This window comes from Arthrobacter sp. Bi26 (assembly GCF_918697925.1).
In the GTDB taxonomy this organism is placed as follows: Bacteria; Actinomycetota; Actinomycetes; order Actinomycetales; family Micrococcaceae; genus Arthrobacter.
The window spans coordinates 1-21,250 of sequence record NZ_CAKKMF010000023.1; the positions used below are offsets into that span (position 1 = coordinate 1).

Consider the following 21,250-nt stretch of genomic DNA (forward strand, 5'->3'; position numbering starts at 1 on the left):
GCGGGGGCGTCGGGGAAAGCGTTGCGCAGTTTCCGCACAACGGGAGCCTCGATAGTTGACGAGGCGGAGCGAACGAATTCGCCCAGTTCCTGCAGTTTGGTTACTGCATCTTTGGAAGTAATACCGAGCTCTTTAGCAAGCTCATGTACGCGGACCTTGGCCACATTTCTCCTGTCTCGGTCCGCACCGAGCCAGGCACGAACCGTCTACTTCTTACTGCGGGCCTCCGCCGCGAATGCAGCTGAAAGGCCCATTGCAGAGCGCAACAAAGTTGTCATCGTTGCGCACTCATCGCTGGGAACTCATCGGGTTTCCATCAGTTTTCTGACCCGCTTTCAGGTTGGACGGTTGTTGCTGCGGCCACCGGGGTGCCCACGGCTTCCGTGCCGGCAGTGATCCGGCGTTCCACATCAGCTGTACCGGCTGCGCCCTTGAGGGCGCGACCGAACGCTCGACGTTTGACCGCCAGTGCCAGGCACTTTTCGCTGGGGTGCAGCCATGCTCCCCGGCCAGCCATCCGGCGTCGTTCATCCACCACGACGGCGGACGAACCACCGGCGCCGGCGACGAGCCGGAGTAACTCCGACCGCGACCCTTTTTGTCGGCATCCGATACAAGTGCGCTGCGGCTGATTCCCGAGGTGTTGCACATGTGCCACGTTCGAGTATCTTCCTGCCAGTTTAACTGCTTGGTGAATCACCGCGTCCCGGGAATCTGGGAAAACCCAGACGCGCCAAAGACACACGGATACCGGCCGTTAGGCGCGGTCATCTTCTATTCTAGCCCCTCCGGCGCCCGGGTCCCGAACCCAGGCGTGCCGGTCAGCTTGGAAATCACGGCTGACCCGTGAGAGTGCACACGCTCACCGGGCCACGACGGCGGCCCGGCGCCTGTGTTCGTGCGCTGCGCGCTTGCGAGCTATTTGCCGGTGTTGACGGCGGCGTCGGAGACGATGTCGATTCGCCATCCCGTGAGCTTGGCGGCGAGACGGGCGTTCTGGCCCTCCTTGCCGATGGCCAGGGAGAGCTGGTAGTCGGGAACGACCACCCGTGCAGAACGGGTCGCCTCGTCGGTGATCGTGACCGAGTTCACGCGCGACGGCGAGAGGGCGCTGGCGATGAAGGTCGCCGGATCGTCGTTGTAGTCAACGATGTCGATCTTTTCGTCGTTCAGTTCCGTCATGACCGCCCGGACACGAGAACCCATTTCGCCGATGCAGGCACCCTTGGCATTGACGCCGGGGGTGTTTGCCTTGACGGCGATCTTGGTGCGGTGGCCGGCCTCGCGGGCAAGCGCCACGATCTCGACCGAACGGTCCGCGATCTCGGGAACTTCGAGTTCGAAGAGCTTCCGGACGAGCCCGGGGTGGGAGCGGGACAGCGTGATGGACGGGCCCTTGGTGCCGCGGTGGACGTCGATCACGAAGGCGCGCAGCCGGTTGCCGTGGATGTACTTCTCGCCGGGAACCTGCTCGGGCGGCGGCAGCAGTGCCTCCACCGTGCCCAGGTTGACCTGGATCATGTGCGGGTTGTTGCCCTGCTGGATGGTGCCGGCCACGAGCTCACCTTCTCGGCCCTTGAACTGGCCCAGCACGTTGTCGTCCTCAGCGTCCCGGAGGCGCTGCAGGATGATCTGCCGCGCGGTGCTCGCCGCGATGCGTCCGAAGCCCGCGGGGGTGTCCTCGAATTCGCCGATCGGGGCGCCGTCGTCGTCGATCTCGGTGGCCCAGATGGTCACGTGGCCGCTCTTGCGGTCGAGCTCGGCACGGGCCTTTTCGAAGGCGCCGGGGGTCTTGTGGTAGGCCACCAGCAGGGCCTGCTCGATCGTCGGAATCAGGAGATCCAGCGGGATTTCACGCTCACGCTCCAGAAGTCTCAGCGCGCTCATGTCAATATCCATCAGGCCTCCTCAGAAGGTCCATTGTTTGCTTTTTCCAGACCGGCCTCTTCGAGGTGGCTGAACTCTATCTCGACTTTTCCGCTGCGGATCCTGTCGAAAGGAAGCTTGACGGGTTCACCCTGTTTGGGTTTCATGCCCTTCTTGACGGCAATTTCCGGGACGAGGGTGACTCCCCCATCATCCACGGACTGGACCCTGCCGGTGACGTTGTCACCCTGGATCACGTTCACGTTGACCATCCGTCCGCGGGCGCGGTGCCAGTGCCGCTCCTCCGTCAGTGGACGTCCGACGCCGGGTGAGGAGACCTCGAGCTCATAGGGGCGCGCGTCCATGCTGGGGTCGTTGTCCAGGGTGTCGGAGAGGGTCTTGGAAATCTCCGCGATGACGTCGAGCCCGACGCCGCCGGTCTCCTCCTGGGGCAGGTCCACCACTACGTGGACCACCCGGTTGGCGCCGGCGACATGGATGGATACGTCCTCCAGATACAGCCGGTTCGCCAGCACTGCGGGTTCCAGGAGTGCGTGAAGGCGCTCGGCCTCGACATTTTGAACGGGTGCGGCTTCAGCCTTCCCCGTCCCGGTCCGGTCTGTTGAAGTCGTGGCTTCTGCGTTCGTCATGATGCCGGCCGCCTCCCGCTAGATAATGTTGTGTGTACTAGCCTAGCGATTTTCCGGGCGGTGTGGTGCACGTGTTCCGGGCCGGCATGACAACATGGTCTGTTGTGAACGACGACACCAGGGAAAAGCGATGGCAGGATCCCTTTCCCCGGTCGCTCCCCCGCTACGTGCTGCTGTTGTGCCTCGCCCTGGTGGTGGTGAGCCTGGGGGTGGTCCTGATGCCGGCCCGGCCGCCGGAACCTGCGGATCCGCCCTTTTCCGAACAGGCGCGCGCCGCTGCACTGGCAGACACCGTGCGGTTGAAGGACGCTGGCAGCCAGCTTGGCACCGCGAAGCAAGACGGTTCAAAAGACAGCCCGGCGGGCAGCGCGGACGGCCCTTCGGCCGGTGCCGGGAACCCCGCCGTCGAACGGACTGTGACCTTGCTGACAACCCAGGCGCAGGCCCTGCTGGCACCGGGGGAAAGTCCTGCGGACGCAGCCAGCGCAGCGGCCGCTGACTCCGGCCGGGCAACGCCCCCGGCCCCGGCAACTTCCTCCGCCTCAACGGCTCCGTCCGTTTCCGGCCAGACCAGTGCCGGCCAGACCAGTGCCGGCCAGTCCAGTGCCGGCCAGTCCAGTGCCGGAGCGACCGCCGCACCCCTGCCTTCGACCGCCGCCGGGCTCGTGGCGGCTCTCGCGGACAGCGGGAACCAGCGCCTCGCAGACGCTGCCGTGGCCGACGGCGGCATTGCACGGCTGTTGGCTGCAGTCGGCACCGCCCAGCTGCTGCAGGCTACCGCCCTCGCCGCCGGCACCGGGACGGCGGCGCCGGCCGTCGACGTGGCCGCACCGCGGCTGTCCGGCACATGCCCGTCCCCGTCCGCGACTCCGCAATCCGGTGCCGCCGAGTCCTCCGCCGGGCAGCCCGGTCCCGGGCAGTCCTCGGCAGGGCAGTCCGCGGCCGCGGCCGGCCTCGGCGGTGCCCTGGCGGCGGTGGTCCGGACCGAAGCGCAGACCATCTACGGCTACCAGGTGGCGCTGCCCCGGCTCGGCGGCGCCGCGGCGAAATCCGCGGCCGAGGAACTGGCCCGCCATGACGCGCTCCTCGGCGGCGCGGAATTGCTGAGCCGGCTGCACTGCTCCACTGTTCCGCCGCGGGAGGCCGGCTACACGCTGGGTCAGTCCTTCCTGGCCTCCCCAGCCGCCGGCCTCGGCAGCCTGGAGGCCGCCGCGCTGCCCGCGTACGGCGACCTCGTGGCCCTGAGCGAAGGTGAGACCCGGCAGTGGGCCATCGCGGCCCTGCTCGGTGCCGGGAAGCGGGCCGTGCTGTGGGGCACGGATCCCGGCGCCCTGCCGGGCCTTGACCCCGCCACGCTGCCGGGCCTGGAACCCACCACGCCGCCGTCACAGCCGGCAAACTGAGCACGCGACCAAGCCTCGGCTTATTTTGGTTAGCCTCGGAATACTGGCATGCCTTTGGCCCGGGTGATTTGCTGTAGTCATGGACACGACCGGCGCCGCAACCCTGCACGAGAACGAGCCGCACCACAACGACATCGCGCACCGCCTCAACTGGCTCCGCGCGGGCGTCCTGGGGGCCAATGACGGCATCGTCTCGGTCGCCGCGATCGTCGTCGGTGTCGCCAGCGCCACGACGGACACCGGGCCGATCCTGGTCGCGGGCGTCGCAGGCGTCGTGGGCGGCGCCATCTCGATGGCCCTCGGCGAATACGTCTCCGTCAGCAGCCAGAAGGACAGCCAGCACGCCTTGATCGAGAAGGAGCGCCGGGAACTGGCGGAACAACCCGAGGAGGAGCTCGAGGAACTCGCCGCGATCTACCAGGGCAAAGGACTGAGCCCCGCGACGGCACGGACGGTGGCCAAGGAGCTCACGGCACACGATGCCCTCGGCGCGCACCTCTCAGCCGAACTCCACATTGACGAAACCGACATCGTGAGTCCGTGGCACGCGGCGTTCGCTTCTGCCATCGCTTTCCTCATTGGCGCGATCCTACCCATGCTGGCCATCCTGCTCCCGCCGGAAAACATCAGGATCCCGCTGACCTTCGTGGCCGTGCTCGTAGCATTGGCGGCCACCGGCGCCGTCGGCGCGTGGATAGGCGGCGGCTCGAAGCTCAGGGCAGCCATCCGCGTGGTGATTGGCGGCGCCGCAGCGCTGGTGGCCACGTTCGCGATCGGCAACGCGCTCGGCGCGAGCGGCATCGTCTAGGGCCGCGGCGCCAACCTGGCACCTGCCAAGCCGGCAGCATGCACTCCGGCGCCTACGATAGGTCCCGTGAGCCCCATCCCAGACGTCCCCATCCCGCCCGATCTTTCCCGCCGCTACTCCCGCACGCCTGACGGACGTGCCTGGCTGGCATCACTTCCTGGCCTGATCGGACAATTCCTCGAGCAGTGGGAGCTTCTGCCGGATCTGGAGCCGGGCGCCCTTCCGTGGAACGGTCACGGCGGCGTCGTCATCCCCGTCCGGCGCCGGGACGGGGACGGATCCGGCGGCAACGGCAGCCTGGCTGTGCTGAAGGTGGCCTTCCCGCATGAGGAGGCCACCCGCGAACACCACGCCCTCGCCCTGTGGGGAGGCCATGGCGCCGTCAGGCTCCTGGCCGCCGACGCCGGATCCTGCGCCCTGCTCCTGGAGCGCCTGGATGCCTGCCGCTCCCTCCTGGATGTCCCTTTGGAAACGGCGGTGACGGTGTGGGGCGGCGTGGTCCGCCAGCTCAGCGTGGTCCCCGATGACCGGCCCGGGTGGCAGGAAATCGACCATGTGGCGGCCCGGGCTGAACAGTGGAGCGATGAACTCCCCGCGACATGGGAGCAGCTGGCGCGGCCATTTCCCCGGTGGTTGCTCGAGGCAGCGCTTGAGGTCTGCCAGACCCGCGGCGCCGTGGGCAGGCGGTCAGGCAAGGACGTCCTGGTCCACGCAGACCTGCACTACTTGAATATCCTCGCCCGGCCCGGCGTGCCGGGACCGGGCACCCGTCAGGACGCGCCGGCGGGGCTGGAGCCGTACGCTGCGATCGATCCCCAGCCCATGATCGGCGAGGCCGAATTTGCCGTGGCCCCCGTGCTGTGGAACAGGCTCCGCGAGTTGCCGCAGCAAGATCCCGGACGGGCCCTGCTCGCACGTTGCGGGGATTTCAGTGCGGCCGCCGGTCTGGACGCCGAGACCGCCCGGCAGTGGAGCCTGGTCCGCGAGGTGGAGAACGCCCTGGGGTACGCCTCGCAGCGTCACCACGACGGCGATCTGGCCCGATCGCTGTGGGTGGCGAGCACGCTGGCGGGCCGGACGCTTCCCGGCCTGCCCGCTCCGCAGGAGCTGCCCGGACCGGGCGAGGACCCGGCCCACTGGGCGGAGGATCGACGCTAGGGCCGGCCCGTTCCGGAGGCACTTCACCTTCCGGGGTCTTTAGGCTCTTCCCCGACTGGGGGTCCCGGGGAGAAGGCTGGATGCATGCACGATTCCCCTGGCGGGCGCTCAGCCGCCGACCCCGGTGGGCAGGAGTACCGGAACTATGACGATCCGTTCCTCCGGTATGCGGCCCGCTTCGGGCGGCCGATCGGGGACGTCAGGACCATGCTCCGCACCCCGGACGCTGCTCCTGCCGCGATTGCCCGCGCGCTCGGGCTCCCCGCGGCAGCGGCCGAGGGACCGGCCTCGTTTTTCGCCGATTTCTCCGCACCGCGCGGAACCCGGCACGTCCGGGTCTGCGGCGCAGCCGCCTGCTTCGCGGCGTCCGGAGGCAGGCACATGGCGGACGTGGAGGCTGCCCTGGGAGTGGAGGCGGGGAGCCGAAGTTCGGACGGCGCCTTATCACTCCAGGAAGTGCGTTGCCTCGGCTACTGCTTCTGCGGACCGGCAGCCCTCGACGGCGAGAACGCGTGTGCCGGGGCCGACCTGCCGGCTCAATTGCTGGGAACGTCACCGCAGAAAGCCCCGCCCATCCCGGTGTACCGGGACAGTACGTTCCCCGTAGTGACCGCCGGACTGCTCGGAGCGTCGACACCTTGGTCGGTCTGGCCCGCCGTCGTGGCCTCAGGAACACCCGAAGCTGTCCTCAGCCAGGTCGAATCCGCCCGGCTGAAGGGACGGGGAGGGGCCGGCTTCCGCGTCGCCGCGAAATGGCGGGCCGCACTGGAGCACCCTGCACCGCGGGTGGTCGTGGCAAACGGCGATGAGGGCGACCCCGGTTCCTTTGCGGACCGCTTGCTCATGGAACGGGACCCGCACCGTGTGCTCGAAGGTCTTGCCCTTGCCTGCTTCGCCGTCGGTGCAGCCACCGGCGTCGTGTTTGTCCGCTCAGAGTATCCCGACGCGGTCGCCCGCCTGCAGGAAGCGCTGCTCGAGGCACGCACTGCCGGGCAGTTCGGCCCGGACGTGGGAGGCAGCGGATTCAGCCTGGAGGTCCACGTAGCTGTTGGCGCAGGGTCGTACGTCTCCGGTGAGGAAACGGCCCTGCTGAACGGGCTCGAAGGTCTGCGCGGCGTCGTGCGGCCCCGTCCGCCGTTTCCCACCGCGCGCGGACTCCACGGCTGGCCCACGGTGGTCAACAACGTGGAAACCCTCAGCGCGGTGCCGTGGATAGTGCAGCACGGCGGACCAGCGTACGCGGCGATGGGGACCGCGGATGAAGCCGGCACAGTGGTCGCTTGCCTGTCCGAACGGTTCCTCCGGCCCGGCGCCTACGAGGTGGAGATCGGCACGCCGGTGAGGCGGATCGTGGAGGATCTCGGCGGCGGCCTTCGGGACGGTGCAACACTGCGCGCCCTTCAAATCGGCGGACCCCTAGGCGGCTTCGTCGGCCCCGAGGACATGGATGTGCCGCTGAGTGATGCCGCGCTGACCAGGCACGGAGCAGCCCTCGGCCACGCAGGAATCGTCGCCTTCGATGACAGGCTGTCCGGCAGCCAAGTGCTGCGGAACCTGTGGGACTTTGCCGCCGCGGAGAGCTGCGGCCAATGCTCGCCCTGCCGGGTGGGGGCATGGCGCGGCCGGGCCTTGTCGGAGCGGCCGGATGACCAGGACATTCGCCGCGAACGCAGCGAAGTGCTGCGCACAATGGCGGCGGGCAGCCTGTGCGCTTTCGGCCGCCGGGTGCCGGCCGCGGTGCGAAGCCTCGCCCGCGTCTACGGACTGGATGGATGGCGGTCGTGAAACTCCTGGTCGACGGCCGTCAGGTCGAGGTTGCCGCCGGTGCTACGGTGCTCGACGCGGTGCGGGCGGCCGGCCTGGCCCTCCCGACGCTGTGCCACGATGACCGGCTCACAACGGTGGCCTCGTGCCGGCGGCCGCCTGCAGCACCCCGGCCGAGGACGGACTGCGCATCACTGTCGAGGCGTCCCGGGCGATGCGGCGTGAGGCCCTGCGGGCCATCGTCGCGGGGCTGCCCGCCCGGGCGCTGGATGTCCCCGCCGACCGCAGCGAACTGGTCCGGCAATGCGCCGATTACGGGGTGACTGCCCCGGCCGGTTCGGTCGTGCCACCGGAGCGCGGAGTTGACCACTCCCACCCGTACGTCAAGCTTGACCGCGACCTCTGCATCGCCTGCGGGCGGTGCGTCCGCGCGTGCGCAGAGATCCAGGGCACGTTCGCCCTGACCCTCGTGGGCCGCGGAGCCGCCACGGTGGTGGCGCCGGGAACCGGGGGTCCCTGGGCGGAGTCCGATTGTGTCTCGTGCGGGGCGTGCGTGGACACCTGCCCCACCGGCGCGCTCTCCGAGCCCGGGCTGCTCAATCTGCTGCCGATCGAACGGCAGACGCGCACAACCTGCGGGTACTGCGGGGTCGGCTGCAACCTGGAGGTCGCCACCCGTGACAACGTGATCATGACCGTCCGGCCCGCTGCTGACGGCTCGGTGAATCGCGGCCACGCGTGTGTCAAAGGACGGTTCGCCCATGGGTTCCTCGGTTCCGCGGACCGTCTGACCACCCCGCTGATCCGCAGGGACGGAACCCTGACGCCAGCGTCCTGGGAGGAGGCGACGACTTACGTGGCCGCCAGGCTGTCCGAAATTCGGGATGCGGACCCGGACGGATTCGCCCTCATCTCCTCGGCCCGGGCCACGAACGAGGAGAACTACCTGGCCCAGAAGTTCGCCCGGGCCCTCATGGGGACCAACAACGTGGACAACTGCGCCCGGCTCTGCCACGCCCCCTCGGCGGCCGGCCTGGCCGCCACGTTTGGCCTGGGCGGCGGGACGAACCCGTTCGATGACCTCGACCGGTGCGACGCGGTCCTCCTGGCAGGCGCCAATCCCACGGCGGCGCACCCGGTCGTCGGTTCCCGGATTTTCCAGCGGGTCATGGACGGCGTCCGCTTGGTGGTGGTGGATCCCCGGCGCACCTCTTTGGCCCGGCACGCCGACATCCACCTTCGGCCCCGGCCGGGTACCAACGTGGCCGTGTTTAATGGCCTCGCACACGTCCTGGCCCGCGAGGGACTCGTGGACACCGACTTCCTTGACGCGCACACAAGCGGCTACGAGGAGCTGCTGGCGTTGCTAGGCGACTATCCGCCGGAGCGTGTCGCAGGCATCTCCGGTGTCCCGGCGGAGGACCTGGTGCGGGCGGCTGTGATGTACGGCCAGGCGGCGGCTCCGGCAATCTTCTACGGACTCGGAGTGACCGAACATCGGCACGGCACGGACGGTGTCCGGACTCTGTCCAATCTGGCCCTCCTGCGCGGCGCCGTGGGGCCCGGTGCCGGCGCAGGGGTGAACCCGCTGCGCGGGCAGAACAATGTCCAGGGCGCGTCGGACATGGGGGCCCTGCCCGACCTGCTGCCCGGCTACCAGAAGGTCCTGGACCCCGCAGCGCGGGACCGGTGCGCCGTGGCATGGCAGGCCGATGTGCCGCCGCGACCCGGGCTTCGGATCCCGCAGATGTTCGAGGCCGCCCGGAACGGGGCGTTGAAAGCGCTGTGGGTGATCGGGGAGGACGTGCTCGCCACGGACCCTGACAGCACGTCGGTGCGGGCGGCCTTGACTGCCTGCCCGCTGGTGATCTGCAACGATCTGTTCCTCTCCCCCACGGCAGCAGCGGCGGACGTCGTCTTCCCGGTGGCCGCCTGGCTTGAGAAGGACGGCACCTTCGTCAATTTCGACCGGCGCTTCCAGCGGGTCCGGGAAGCCGTGGCGCCCCCGGCCGGCGTCCGCACGGACTTCGCCGTGTTGCACGCCGTCGCTGCCCGCATGGGGGCGGACCTCGGTTGCGCCACACCGGCGGAGGCCATGGCGGAATGTGCCACAGTGGCGCCGCTGTTCGGTGGAATCTCGCACCCACGCCTGGACCGGGACGGCCCGCTGCATTGGCCGTGCGGGTCTGCCGATTCCCCCGGAACACCACGGCTCTATCAGGACCGGTTCGCCACGCCGGACGGCCTGGCGCACCTGGCCGCCCGGCCCTATCTGCCGCCGGGCGAGGAATGCGACGCGGAGTTCCCGTTCCTGCTGATCACCGGGCGCAGAGGAGAGCACTACAACTCCGGCAGCATGACCCGTCGGACGCACAACCTGCGCCTGCTCGCAGAAGAGACGGTCGACGTCGAACCCGGGGACGCGGCGGCACTGGGCGTCCGCGACGGTGATCTTGTCCGGCTGGGCAGCCGGCATGGAACGGCGGTCCTGCGGGTCAGGATCACGGACGATATGGAACCGGGCCAGGTGTTCGCGGGCTTCCACTTCCCCGGGGCAACGGTGAACAGCCTGACATCTTCCGTGGAGGATGAAGTTACGGGGTGCCCTGAATACAAGGTGACCGCCGTCCACATCTTTCGGATCCGCGTAACCGGATAATCCCCGCGGTTAGCCCCGTACGGCCGCCAATGCGTCGCGGACGGCGTCGACGGCGACTCTGACGTCGGCGTCGTCCGTGCTCCAGTTGCTTACCGAGATTCGCAGGATATCGCGGTCCTGCCAGTGTGAACCGGACATCCAGACCCGGCCGTCGCCGATGATCCGCTCCGTCACGGCGCGCGTCACGGCGTCGTCCCCGAACGCCAGGGACACCTGGGTGTAATCGACGTCGTTGAGCACCTCGACGCCGTCCAGCGCCGCGAGCTGTTCGGCCAACTGCGCGGCCCGCTGCACGAGCGTGCGGACCTGGCTGGCGACGCCGTCGCGGCCCAGGGATTTCAGCGCCGCCCACACCGGGACGCCGCGCGCGCGGCGGGAGAGTTCAGGCACGGACTCGAACGGGTCCCCGACACCGTCCGAGGCCTGGATCAGGTAGCTGGTGCGCAGACCCATCGCCGACCGCAAGGCCTGGGCGTCGCGCACGATCGCGATCCCGCAGTCGTAGGGGACATTGAGGGTCTTGTGCGCATCCGTCCCCCACGAATCGGCCAGGCCGATTCCCGCAGTCAGGGCGGACAGCTCGGGCACGGCGGCCGCCCAGAGTCCGAACGCCCCGTCCACGTGCACCCAGGCGCCATGCGCCTTCGCGACGGCGATGGCCTCGGCGAAGGGGTCGAAGGCGCCCGAATGCAGGTTGCCGGCCTGCAGGCACACCAGGGCAGGGACCGGGCGGCCGTCCTCCCCCGCGCCGAGCGCAAGGTCCAGGGCGCAATCCAGCTCGGCCGGGATGATGCGCCCCTGACGGTCGGAGGGCACCACAATGGGACGCCCGAGGCCCAGGTAGCGCAGGCCGAGGTCGATGGTGTCGTGACGTTCCTGCCCCACGAAGCAGCGGATCCGGGGCGCACCGGCGAGACCGTCGCCGTCGAGATCCCAGCCGGCATCGGCCATGAGCCGCCAGCGGGCGGCGGCGAGTGAAGTGAAGTTGGCCATGGTGGCGCCGGTGGCAAAGCCGACGCCGGACTCTTCGGGTAGATCCAGCAGCTCAAGAATCCATTTGCCGGCGGCTTCCTCGATCGCGGCGGTGGCGGGCGTGGCGAAGCGCAGCCCCGCATTCTGGTCCCAGGCGCTGAGCAGCCAGTCGGCCGCCAGGGCAGCCGGCAGTGTGCCGCCGATGACCCAGCCGAAGAACCGTCCGGACGGCATGGCCATCAGCCCGGGTTCGGCCTTGGCCGCGAGATAGTCCACGACTTCCGCGGCCGGCATGCCCGCTTTGGGCAGCGGTCCGCCGAAGTCGGCCGCGAGCTCGGCCGCCGTGACCTGTGGCCCGATGTGGCGTGTTCCCTGGCTCTCGAGCCACTGGCGTGCGTGCCCGGCCGCGGCCTCCAGGGCATCCCGGTAGCGTTCCTCACCTGCTGACATAGCTGCATGCTACGCCCGGGGCCAGCGGACCGGGAGTCCCTTTACCAGCCTGCCCGAGCCGCTGGAGCTGCCGGCCTAAGCGAAGTTATCTTGCCAAACGTCGGAGCCGAGCTTGATGATCAGCGCACCCACGACCACCAGGAACACGATCCGGATGAACCTGCTCCCCTGCCGGACCGCAGTCCGGGCACCGAGGTAGCCGCCGGCCATGTTCGCCAGGCCCAGCAGCAGCCCCAGCCCCCACAGCACGGCACCGTGCGGAATGAAGAACAGCAGGGCTCCGGCGTTGGTGGCCATGTTCACGATCTTGGCCTTGGCGCTGGCTTCCAGGAAGGCGTAGCCCATGGCCGAGACGAGGGCGATGATCAGGAACGAGCCCGTGCCGGGGCCAATCATGCCGTCATAGAAGCCGATCACGCCGCCGATCACGCAAGCCACCATGTAGTGCCGGTGCCCCTCGTGGCGCAGCTTGGTCAGCTCACCGACGCCGGGCTGGAAGGCCGTGAAAAGGGCGACGGCGATCAGCGCCACCACGATGATCGGCTTGAACACGCTCGCGGGCAGGTTGGCGGCCAGCGCCGCCCCGCCGAAACTGCCCGCCATCGCGATCCCCGCCATGGGCAGGGCGGTGCGCAGATCGGGCCGGACACGGCCGTAATACGTGACCGCACTCGTGGTAGTGCCGAAGATGGAGCCCATCTTGTTGGTCGCCAGCGCCTGGACCGGGCTGATGCCCGGCACCAGGAGCATCGCCGGGAGCTGGATGAGCCCGCCGCCACCGACGACGGCGTCGACCCAGCCCGCCGCCAGGCCCGCCACGACGATCAGGATGACAGTTCCGAGCTGGATCGACTCGAGTCCGGAGACCACTACTTAGTACGGCTTAGGACGGAGCAGCATCAGCTGTTGCGCACGGCGTTGACCACGTAGTCAACAGCCTTGTCAACGGCTACGTTCTCGGCATCGCCGCTGCGGCGGTCCTTGATCTCCACGACGCCGTCCACGAGTCCGCGCCCGACGGCGAGGATGGTGGGGACGCCGACGAGTTCGGCGTCGCCGAACTTCACGCCGGGGGAAACCTTGGGGCGGTCGTCATAGATGACGTCGAGGCCGGCAGCTTCAAGCTCCAGGGACAGTTTTTCGGCGGCAGCGAAGATTTCCTCACCGCGGCCCACGGCCACAACGTGGACGTCGGCCGGGGCGACGGCGCGCGGCCAGACGAGGCCCTTGTCATCGTGGTTGGACTCGGCCAGGGCTGCCACGGCGCGGGTGACGCCGACGCCGTAGGAACCCATGGTCACCACCACCTGCTTGCCGTTCTGGTCCAGGACCTTCAGATCCAGTGCCGCGGCATACTTCCGGCCCAGCTGGAAGATGTGGCCCATTTCGATGCCGCGGGCGGTTTCGAGCGGACCGGAACCGTCCGGGGCCTCGTCGCCGGCGCGCACGTCGGTGCACTCGATGACGCCGTCCCAGCCGAAGTCGCGTCCGGCGACGAGGCCGAAGACGTGCTTGCCGGCCTCGTTCGCGCCGGTGACCCAGGCGGAGCCGCTGACGACGCGGGGATCCACGAGGTAGAGCATCTTGGCGGCGCCCTCGGTGCCCAGCAGCGGCGCATCCAGGGACATGCCGGGGCCGAGGTACCCCTTCACGATCAGGGGCTGCTTCTTGAGGTCGTCGTCGTTGGCGGCTTCGAGCGTGATCTCGCCGGCAATCGGCAGGAACGAGCCAATGTTCGCTTCGACGCGCTTGAGGTCGACGCCGCGGTCGCCGGGGAGGCCGATGACGACGAGCTGGCGTTCGCCGGTCGGCAGCGTCACGGCGAGCACGACGTTCTTGAGCGTGTCGGCGGCGGTCCAGGGGCCGCCGTCGGCCTCTGCGCGCGGAACGAGGACGTTGGCGGCGTCGACGAGCGTTTCGATGGTGGGCGTGTCCGGGGTGTCCCGGATTTCGGCGGCCGGGGCGTTGCTGAAGTCGATGTCCGCCGGGACCACCGTGGTGACGGCCTCGACGTTGGCCGCGTAGCCGCCGGCCGAGCGCACGAACGTGTCCTCGCCGATCTCGGTGGGGTGCAGGAATTCCTCGCTCTTGGACCCGCCCATGGCGCCGGCGGTGGCAGCAACCGGAATCACCTCGAGGCCGAGGCGCTCGAAGATCTTCAGGTACGCGCCGCGGTGGGCGGCGTAGCTGGCATCCAGTCCGGCGTCGTCGACGTCGAAGGAGTAGGAATCCTTCATGATGAATTCGCGGCCGCGCAGCAGGCCGGCCCGGGGACGTGCCTCATCGCGGTACTTGTTCTGGATCTGGTAGATGCTCAGCGGCAGGTCCTTGTACGAGGAGTACAGGTCCTTGACCAGCAGGGTGAACATTTCCTCGTGCGTGGGGGCCAGGAGGTAGTCGTTGCCCTTGCGGTCCTTGAGCCGGAAGATGCCCTCGCCATATTCGGTCCAGCGGTTCGTGGCCTCGTAGGGTTCCTTGGGCAGCAGCGCCGGGAAGTGGACTTCCTGGGCTCCGATGGCGGTCATTTCCTCGCGGATGACCTGCTCCACCTTGCGCAGCACGCTCAGCCCCAGCGGCAGCCAGGTGTAGATGCCCGGCGCGGCCCGCCGGATGTAGCCGGCCCGGACCAGGAGCCGGTGGCTGGCTACCTCGGCGTCGGCGGGATCTTCGCGCAGGGTGCGCAGGAACAGCTTGGAGAGTCGAAGGACCACAGGTGGGATATCCGTTTCTGGGGAAAGTGCGGGCAAAACCGGGAAAAGCATCTAGGTACTAATCTACCGTCCGGAGCGCACCCCTTTGCCGCGGCGGCCCTGCGGCGGACGCGCTGGGGCAGTGCGCAGGACGTGGAAGAGCCACGCCATAACTGTGGAAGCCCCTGGCCGTTTCCGGCTGGTCATCCCGTCATGGCGTGGCTCCCGTGGCCCCAGCACCCCCAGATCTCAGGCTGCGAGCTACTTGGTGTCGCCTCCAGACGTCGCCTTCCCCGAAAAAATGCGCTGGGGAACGCTCGCGCCTGTGCGACACGGCTAGGTAGAACCTATGTGACACGCGGCCGGGAATCAATAGTCTGCAACCGCATAATTCCTTCGTGTCCGTACAAGTCCGTTGCGGGGTGCCCAGCAGATGACGGCCGGCGGCGCCGGCTAAAAGAGCACCGTGGCGAACGTCCCGACCTGGTGGAAGCCCACCCGGTCGTAGGTGGCGCGCGCCTTTGAATTGAAGTCGTTGACGTACAGGCTGGTGACCGGCGCGAGGGTCTGCGCGAGGACGACGACGGCGGCCATGTAGCCCGCGCTCAGTCCCAGTCCGCGGAACTCGGGATTCATCCAAACGCCCTGGACCTGGGTCACTTCCTGCGTGACGGCACCGAGTTCGGCCTTGAAGACAACCTGGCCGTCCGCGTTCACGTGCACAAGGGAATGCCCCTGGCGGACGAGGCTTCTGACGCGGCGGCTGTAATACTCCCTGCCGCCCAGGTAGGGCGAATAGCCCACTTCCTCCTCGAACATGGCCGCGCACGCGGGCAGGATCTTGTCGAAGTCAGCCAGCTGGCCAAAGTCGAGTGCGGGCTCGGGCCGGACAGCGGGCGGGCCCGAGATCGTCAGCAGGGGCTGGTGGTCGCGGACTTCATGGGCCACCTGGCCGAGCTGTTCCAGGGCCACGTAGATGGCCAGGACAGTTTCGGCGGGGCCAAAGATCGAGGCGTAGCGGCGCCCGGAGCGGTGCGCGGCCATGGCAACGAGGCCCGCGAGGTCGGGGGCCAGCTCGATCGGCACCAGATTGGCGCCGGCCCAGCAGGCGCCGAGGAGGATGTCGCCGTCGAACACGCCAAGAATGCTGGCGCCCCCGGCCGTGGGGGACGCCGTGCCGGCGGCCTCCAGGTGCGAGAGGATGAAGACATTGGCGACGGCGTCCCGGTGTGCCAGCGCCAGCAGGGCTCCGGTGTCGGCGCCTCCAAGGACGCGGACAACGACGCCGGGAGCGGCGTCGTCCCTACGAGACGCTAACCACGGGGCTACCCTTGACAGCATCTTCGCCATCGGCGTCCCCCATCTCTTCCGCGATACGCATGGCTTCTTCGATCAGTGTCTCAACAATCTGATCCTCCGGGACAGTCTTGATGACTTCGCCCCTGACAAAGATCTGGCCCTTGCCGTTACCCGAGGCAACGCCGAGATCGGCCTCGCGGGCCTCGCCGGGACCATTCACTACGCATCCCATGACCGCCACGCGCAGCGGGACCTCCATGCCTTCGAGGCCGGCCGTGACCTGCTCGGCGAGCGTGTAGACATCCACCTGGGCGCGGCCGCAGGACGGGCAGGAGACGATTTCCAGCTTGCGGGGGCGCAGGTTGAGCGACTGCAGGATCTGGTTGCCCACCTTGATTTCCTCGACCGGCGGGGCCGAGAGGGAGACGCGGATCGTGTCGCCGATTCCGCGGGAGAGCAGCGCGCCAAACGCCGTCGCGGACTTGATGGTGCCCTGGAATGCCGGTCCGGCCTCGGTGACGCCGAGGTGCAAGGGCCAGTCGCCCTTTTCGGCCAGCATCTCGTAGGCGGCAACCATGATGACCGGGTCATTGTGCTTGACGGAGATCTTGAAGTCGTGGAAACCGTGTTCTTCGAAGAGCGAGGCTTCCCAGACGGCGGATTCCACGAGGGCTTCCGGGGTGGCCTTGCCGTATTTCTTCATGATGCCGGGTTCCAGGGAGCCGGCGTTGACGCCGATCCGGATCGAGGTGCCGTGGTCCTTGGCGGCCCGGGCGATTTCCTTGACCTGGTCATCGAACTTGCGGATGTTGCCCGGGTTCACGCGCACGGCGGCGCAGCCGGCCTCAATCGCGGCGAAGACGTACTTCGGCTGGAAGTGGATGTCCGCGATCACCGGGATCTGGGACTTCTTGGCGATGATCGGCAACGCCTCGGCGTCATCGGCGGACGGGCAGGCGACGCGCACGATGTCGCAGCCGGAAGCCGTGAGCTCCGCGATCTGCTGCAGGGTGGCGTTGATGTCGGTGGTCGGCGTCGTGGTCATGGACTGGACACTGATGGGCGAATCGGAGCCGACGCCCACGGATCCCACCTTGATCTGGCGCGTCTTCCGGCGCGGGGCGAGAACGGGGGGCGGTGCTGACGGCATTCCCAGGCTGACCGAGGTCACATGGACTCCCTTTTAGTTTCGATGAAGCGAAGGTGTGGGCGGGACGGGCTAGGCGTGCTCGGCCAGAAGACCGGTCACCGGTGCCCACACGGTGGTGCGCGTGCCCGAGATGGCACCGGCGGCTGCGAAGGGGTCCTGCCGCAGGAGGTCATTCAAGGCCGTCTCGTCGGACGCCTTGAAGATGAGCAGCGCGCCCGCACCGTCGCCGTAGGGGCCGCTGGCCAGCAGGGCGCCCTCGCGGGCCAGCCCTGCCGTCCATTCGCGGTGCGCCGGGCGGCTGGCATCGCGGACATCGGAAGATTCGGCGTCGTACACGTACTCCACAGCAAAAACAGTCATATGGATACACTATCGCCCTGTTTGCCCGGTTCCCATCCGGGGGGCTCCGGGGCGCGCGGTCAGCCGAGGAAGAGGACCTTGGTCAGGGCGGCAACGCCGGCTGCCCAGAGCATGGAGGTGAGGGTTCCGATGATGAACCGCTCGGCGGCAACCGGTGTGGCTTTCAACTCGGCAAACCGGCCAAGGCCCTTGATCGCCACGACATAGGCGATGGCGACTGGCTGGCCGGCGAGGATTGCCATGCACACGGCGAACCGCTCCAGGATGCCAATGATGGCGCCGCCGCGCAGGATGCGCACGCTGCTGACGGTGTCGGCGGGCGGGGCCGCGTCCGGCGCTGCGGCCGCCGCGGCGGCTGGCGCGGCGTCCGGGGCGGCATCAGGGGTCGGCTGGATTTCGGGGTCTGTGGTGGAGTCGGCGGAGGGATCCTCGGCCGCGTCCCCTCCGGGAGTACCCGCCGCGCCGGCCGTGCTGCCGGCGTCGGTCCCGTCATCTAAAGTCCGGTCATCTATGGTTCGGGCGAGACGGAACACCCAGGCGGTGACCGGCCAGCCGGCGAAGCCTGCGGTGAGCAGGGCCAGCGTGATCCAGAGGGCGTTCACTTTTCTCCTTCTACGGTGTCGTGGGCGAGGGCCAGCAACATTTCTGCCGCCGGCCTCGCCGCCCATTCTTCCTGCCAGCCCGAGCGGAGGACTGCGCGGCTCACCGACTGCTCCGTGATTCCGAGTTGCTGCGCCGCAACTTTTTGGGTGCCGTGGGTACCGTGGGTGTCGTGCCGCACCGAGCGCAGCACGTCCACGACTTTCCATTGCGCCGCGGTCCGGTCCTGGACCAGGCGACCAATCAGTCGAAGCACCGCCTCGGCATTGGCGCAGGCCTTGGCCCCCCGGGACCCGTTGGCGCCGTCCGCGGCCGCTGCTGCGCCTACCGATGCACTTGCCCGACGCCGGCCGCGGCCGGCGACCACGGCGAGCGGCACATGGGCGGCCGCCCCTTTGGCCCGGTCAACGGCGGCCCGGGCCGCCACGAAGGCGGGACCGGAGCCTTCCCGCGGGCTGGCGGGCAGCGGCAGGTCCACCTCCCCCACCCCGATTCCGACGTACCAGCGGCCGCTGCGCAGGGCATGCAGGGCGATCTCCACAACCTCGTCGGCCCGCTCCACGACGCCCTGGACCTCGTCGCCCACCGAACGTTCAAAGCGCCCTGCAGTGGAAAGTGCGCTGACTTCCTTGAGGAGGCCGGGGACGCGGTCGACGTCGCCGGTGCTGCCGCGCTGGTCGATTGTCATGACGTACATGACCTCAGCCTAGGGAGGTGATCCTGAATAATCAATCACTTACAACTGATTATTTAAAATCAGCTGAAATAAGCTTATAAGTGAAAGTCAGCGGCATTTGGCTGGAACGGCCGGTGCGGCTCCCCTTATCCGAAGAGATTGACCGGCTTGACGATGTCCGCGTAGATCAACAAGGCTCCCATGCCCATCAGCAGCACCGCCACCACATAGGTCACCGGGAGCAGCTTGGCGATATCGAAGGCTCCGGGATCCGGGCGGCCGGACAGCTTGGCGATCTGGCGGCGGGCCCCCTCGTACAGCGCGCCCGCCACGTGGCCGCCGTCGAGCGGCAGCAGCGGGATCAGGTTGAAGACGGCCAGGGCGAAGTTGAGTCCGGCCAGCAAACCTATCAGGGCGGCGAAGCGGGACTGCAGCGGGACCTCCTCCATGGCGGCGACCTCGCCAGCCACGCGGCCCACGCCCACCACGCTGATGGGGCCGTTGGGGTCCCTGGGTTCCTCGCTGAAGGCTGCCTTGGCCACGCCGGCCACGCGGGCCGGCAGGTTCACCACAACCCCGGCAACCTGCGCAATGTTCTCCCCCGCCATCGGCAGCACGGACGACGCCGGCTGCTGCACGAGTACCGTCTGGGCGCCGATGCCCAGGAAGCCGACGTCCTGGTACTGGAGGCTTCCGTCAGCGGCCTTGGCCTGACGGCCGTCGGGACCGATCACCGGGCGGGCGGAGAGCACGGGCATGACGGTGGTGGAGACCGTGGCGCCGCCACGCTCCACGGTGATGCTGACCTGTCTGTCCGCCGAGGCCCGGATCCAGCCGGTGAGTTCGTCCCAACCGGTGACGGCCTTGCCGTCGAAGGAGGTGATGGTGTCGTTCGGCAACAGGCCCGCGGCCGCGGCGGGCGTGAGCTTGCAGTCGGCGGAATCCGGGTCCACGGTCTCGCCGGCCTTGACCTGGCACTTGGAGACGTCCGCGATAGTGGTGGTCTGGCTGGCGGTACCGAATCCCATCAGCAGCACCGCGGTCAGCACGACGCCGATCAGCAGGTTCATCGCGGGCCCGCCGAGCATGATGATGATCTTCTTCCAGACCGGCAGCCGGTAGAAGACCCGCTTTTCGTCCCCGGGGCCGATTTCCTCGTGGGCCAGGGAGCGGGCATCGGATGCCAGCGACTGGAACATGCCGGTGCTGGAGGCGCGGACGGTGCCGTCTTCCTTGTTCGGCGGGTACATCCCGATCATGGACACATAGCCGCCCAGCGGGATGGCCTTGAGGCCGTACTCGGTTTCGCCCCGCTTCTTGGACCAGACGGTGGGTCCGAATCCGATCATGTACTTGGTGACGCGGACTTTGAACAGCTTGGCCGGGACCAGGTGCCCGACTTCGTGCAGGGCAATGGACACGGCAATGCCGATCGCCACGAAGACGACACCGAGGATAAAGAGGAGGACGGGGCTCATGTGCGTGATCTGCTGCTTCCTAGACGCTTCTGACGGCTAAACGTTCGTGGGTGCGGGCGCGTGCCCATCTTTCAGCATCCAGCACTGACTCCACCGTCAGCCCGGAGGATCCTGTGTGTTCGCTGAGGACGGCGTCGATGGTGTCCACGATGTCGGTGAACCGGATCTGCCCGGCGTGGAAGGCCATCACCGCCTCCTCGTTCGCGGCATTGAACACGGCCGGGAAGGTGCTGCCCTGCCGGGCGGCAGCCTTCGCGAGGGCGACGGCGGGGAAGGCCGCGGCATCCAGCGGCTCGAACGTCCAGCTGGTGGCCTTGCTCCAATCGCAGGCGCTGGCGGAACCGGGGACGCGGTCCGGCCAGCCGAGACCGAGGGCAATGGGCAGGCGCATGTCCGGCGGCGAGGCCTGGGCGATCGTGGAGCCGTCGACAAACTGGACCATGGAGTGCACCACGGACTGCGGGTGGACCACGACGTCGATCTTCTCCAGCGGGATGTCGAAGAGCAGGTGCGCCTCGATCACTTCCAGGCCCTTGTTGACCAGGCTGGCGGAGTTGGTGGTGACCATGAGGCCCATGTCCCATGTGGGGTGGGCGAGGGCGTCCTGCGGCGAGACGTCATGCAGCTCGGCCCGGGTCTTGCCGCGGAACGGGCCGCCGGAAGCCGTCAGGATCAGCCGGTCCACTTCCGCGGCGGAGCCGGAGCGCAGGCATTGGGCAATGGCCGAATGCTCCGAATCCACAGGCACGATCTGCCCTTCGCGGGCCGCGGCCTTGACCAGGGCGCCGCCGACGATCAGGGACTCCTTGTTCGCCAGGGCCAGCGTGGCACCGGACTTCAGGGCTGCCAGGGTGGGGGCAAGCCCGATTGAGCCGGTGATGCCGTTGAGGACGACGTCGGCGCTGATTTCCGCGATCCGGGTGGAGGCATCCGGGCCGGTGATGATCTCGGGACGGTAGCCCGTCACTGAAGCCGCGCGGGCGGCGTCGTCGATCATGTCCCGGAGGGCGGAGGCCTCCCCGGAGGCGACTCCGACGGCCCAGGCGCGGGTGTGGACGGCCTGCCGGGCCAGGAGTTCGAGGTTGCCGCCGCCGGCGCTGAGCGCCACGATCTCAAACAGGTGCGGGGCGCCGTCGACGACGTCAATCGCCTGTGTGCCGATGGAACCGGTGGACCCGAGGAGGACGATTTTGCGCGGCTGCATGCTTCAAGTATCCCGCACCGCGTTCCGTGCTCGGGTTGCCCGTTTCCTCGCGCGGCGGGTCGC

Annotated in this window: 19 protein-coding genes and 1 pseudogene; 6 read left to right on the forward strand and 14 right to left on the reverse strand. The window is 68.5% G+C overall.

Features of this window, described 5'->3' with window-relative positions:
• The 4 genes from LQV16_RS08165 to rimP all read right to left on the reverse strand — a co-directional run.
• On the reverse strand, positions 1-164 hold a 164-nt coding region (locus LQV16_RS08165; protein WP_229993446.1), incomplete at its 3' end, for a translation initiation factor IF-2 N-terminal domain-containing protein.
• Between the two features lie 152 nt (positions 165-316).
• Positions 317-745, reverse strand: a complete 429-nt coding sequence (locus tag LQV16_RS08170; RefSeq protein ID WP_356815717.1) for a YlxR family protein — start codon at positions 743-745, stop codon at positions 317-319.
• Between the two features lie 173 nt (positions 746-918).
• Positions 919-1,899, reverse strand: a complete 981-nt coding sequence (gene nusA / locus LQV16_RS08175) for a transcription termination factor NusA (RefSeq protein WP_018774503.1) — start codon at positions 1,897-1,899, stop codon at positions 919-921.
• Positions 1,899-2,516 carry a ribosome maturation factor RimP gene (rimP, locus tag LQV16_RS08180; RefSeq protein WP_229993401.1) on the reverse strand — a complete coding sequence of 206 codons (618 nt, stop codon included), beginning with the start codon at positions 2,514-2,516 and terminating at the stop codon, positions 1,899-1,901. Before rimP ends, nusA begins: the two co-directional genes overlap by 1 nt.
• A 104-nt stretch (positions 2,517-2,620) precedes the next feature.
• On the opposite strand from rimP, the gene LQV16_RS08185 reads away from it, so the two are divergent.
• From LQV16_RS08185 to fdhF, 6 genes and pseudogenes are all read left to right on the forward strand, one after another.
• Positions 2,621-3,919, forward strand: coding sequence for a DUF4439 domain-containing protein (locus LQV16_RS08185; protein ID WP_229993402.1), 1,299 nt, complete (start codon positions 2,621-2,623; stop codon positions 3,917-3,919).
• Positions 3,920-3,998: 79 nt separating this feature from the next.
• Positions 3,999-4,727: a VIT family protein gene (locus tag LQV16_RS08190; protein ID WP_229993403.1), complete on the forward strand. Its 729-nt coding sequence runs from the start codon at positions 3,999-4,001 to the stop codon at positions 4,725-4,727.
• 66 nt (positions 4,728-4,793) lie between these two features.
• On the forward strand, positions 4,794-5,885 hold the full coding sequence (locus LQV16_RS08195) for an aminoglycoside phosphotransferase family protein (RefSeq protein ID WP_229993404.1): 1,092 nt from the start codon (positions 4,794-4,796) through the stop codon (positions 5,883-5,885).
• An 84-nt stretch (positions 5,886-5,969) separates the two neighbouring features.
• Complete coding sequence (locus tag LQV16_RS08200; protein ID WP_229993405.1) at positions 5,970-7,670, forward strand: NAD(P)H-dependent oxidoreductase subunit E; 1,701 nt, start codon at positions 5,970-5,972, stop codon at positions 7,668-7,670.
• Positions 7,658-7,741 (forward strand): annotated as a pseudogene (locus tag LQV16_RS08205) (2Fe-2S iron-sulfur cluster-binding protein); the annotation flags it as partial. The gene LQV16_RS08200 and the pseudogene LQV16_RS08205, both read left to right, overlap by 13 nt.
• Positions 7,742-7,794: 53 nt before the next feature.
• Positions 7,795-10,308: a formate dehydrogenase subunit alpha gene (fdhF, locus tag LQV16_RS08210; RefSeq protein WP_229993406.1), complete on the forward strand. Its 2,514-nt coding sequence runs from the start codon at positions 7,795-7,797 to the stop codon at positions 10,306-10,308.
• A 9-nt stretch (positions 10,309-10,317) separates the two neighbouring features.
• Here the strand turns inward: fdhF and LQV16_RS08215 are convergent, their stop codons facing one another.
• The 10 genes from LQV16_RS08215 to dxr form a co-directional block, all read right to left on the reverse strand.
• Complete coding sequence (locus tag LQV16_RS08215; protein ID WP_229993407.1) at positions 10,318-11,730, reverse strand: pyridoxal-dependent decarboxylase; 1,413 nt, start codon at positions 11,728-11,730, stop codon at positions 10,318-10,320.
• Positions 11,731-11,805: 75 nt separating this feature from the next.
• The gene (locus LQV16_RS08220; protein WP_229993408.1) at positions 11,806-12,600 is read right to left on the reverse strand and encodes a TSUP family transporter; all 795 of its coding nucleotides are present in this window, start codon (positions 12,598-12,600) and stop codon (positions 11,806-11,808) included.
• A gap of 29 nt (positions 12,601-12,629) precedes the next feature.
• Positions 12,630-14,441, reverse strand: a complete 1,812-nt coding sequence (locus LQV16_RS08225; RefSeq protein ID WP_229993409.1) for a proline--tRNA ligase — start codon at positions 14,439-14,441, stop codon at positions 12,630-12,632.
• A gap of 432 nt (positions 14,442-14,873) precedes the next feature.
• On the reverse strand, positions 14,874-15,761 hold the full coding sequence (locus LQV16_RS08230; RefSeq protein ID WP_229993448.1) for a GNAT family N-acetyltransferase: 888 nt from the start codon (positions 15,759-15,761) through the stop codon (positions 14,874-14,876).
• Positions 15,724-16,890 (reverse strand): flavodoxin-dependent (E)-4-hydroxy-3-methylbut-2-enyl-diphosphate synthase, encoded by a 1,167-nt coding sequence (ispG, locus tag LQV16_RS08235; RefSeq protein ID WP_028277109.1) that lies wholly within the window; start codon positions 16,888-16,890, stop codon positions 15,724-15,726. Before ispG ends, LQV16_RS08230 begins: the two co-directional genes overlap by 38 nt.
• A 48-nt stretch (positions 16,891-16,938) precedes the next feature.
• On the reverse strand, positions 16,939-17,229 hold the full coding sequence (locus tag LQV16_RS08240; protein WP_229993410.1) for a YciI family protein: 291 nt from the start codon (positions 17,227-17,229) through the stop codon (positions 16,939-16,941).
• Positions 17,230-17,288: 59 nt separating this feature from the next.
• Positions 17,289-17,831 carry a hypothetical protein gene (locus LQV16_RS08245; protein WP_229993411.1) on the reverse strand — a complete coding sequence of 181 codons (543 nt, stop codon included), beginning with the start codon at positions 17,829-17,831 and terminating at the stop codon, positions 17,289-17,291.
• Entirely contained in the window at positions 17,828-18,526 is a 699-nt protein-coding gene (locus LQV16_RS08250) for a MarR family transcriptional regulator (RefSeq protein ID WP_229993412.1), read from the reverse strand. The genes LQV16_RS08245 and LQV16_RS08250 overlap by 4 nt, the downstream gene beginning before the upstream one ends.
• Before the next feature lie 125 nt (positions 18,527-18,651).
• Positions 18,652-19,983 (reverse strand): site-2 protease family protein, encoded by a 1,332-nt coding sequence (locus LQV16_RS08255; protein ID WP_229993413.1) that lies wholly within the window; start codon positions 19,981-19,983, stop codon positions 18,652-18,654.
• Between the two features lie 19 nt (positions 19,984-20,002).
• Positions 20,003-21,187, reverse strand: a complete 1,185-nt coding sequence (gene dxr / locus LQV16_RS08260) for a 1-deoxy-D-xylulose-5-phosphate reductoisomerase (RefSeq protein WP_229993414.1) — start codon at positions 21,185-21,187, stop codon at positions 20,003-20,005.
• Positions 21,188-21,250: the final 63 nt, after the last annotated feature.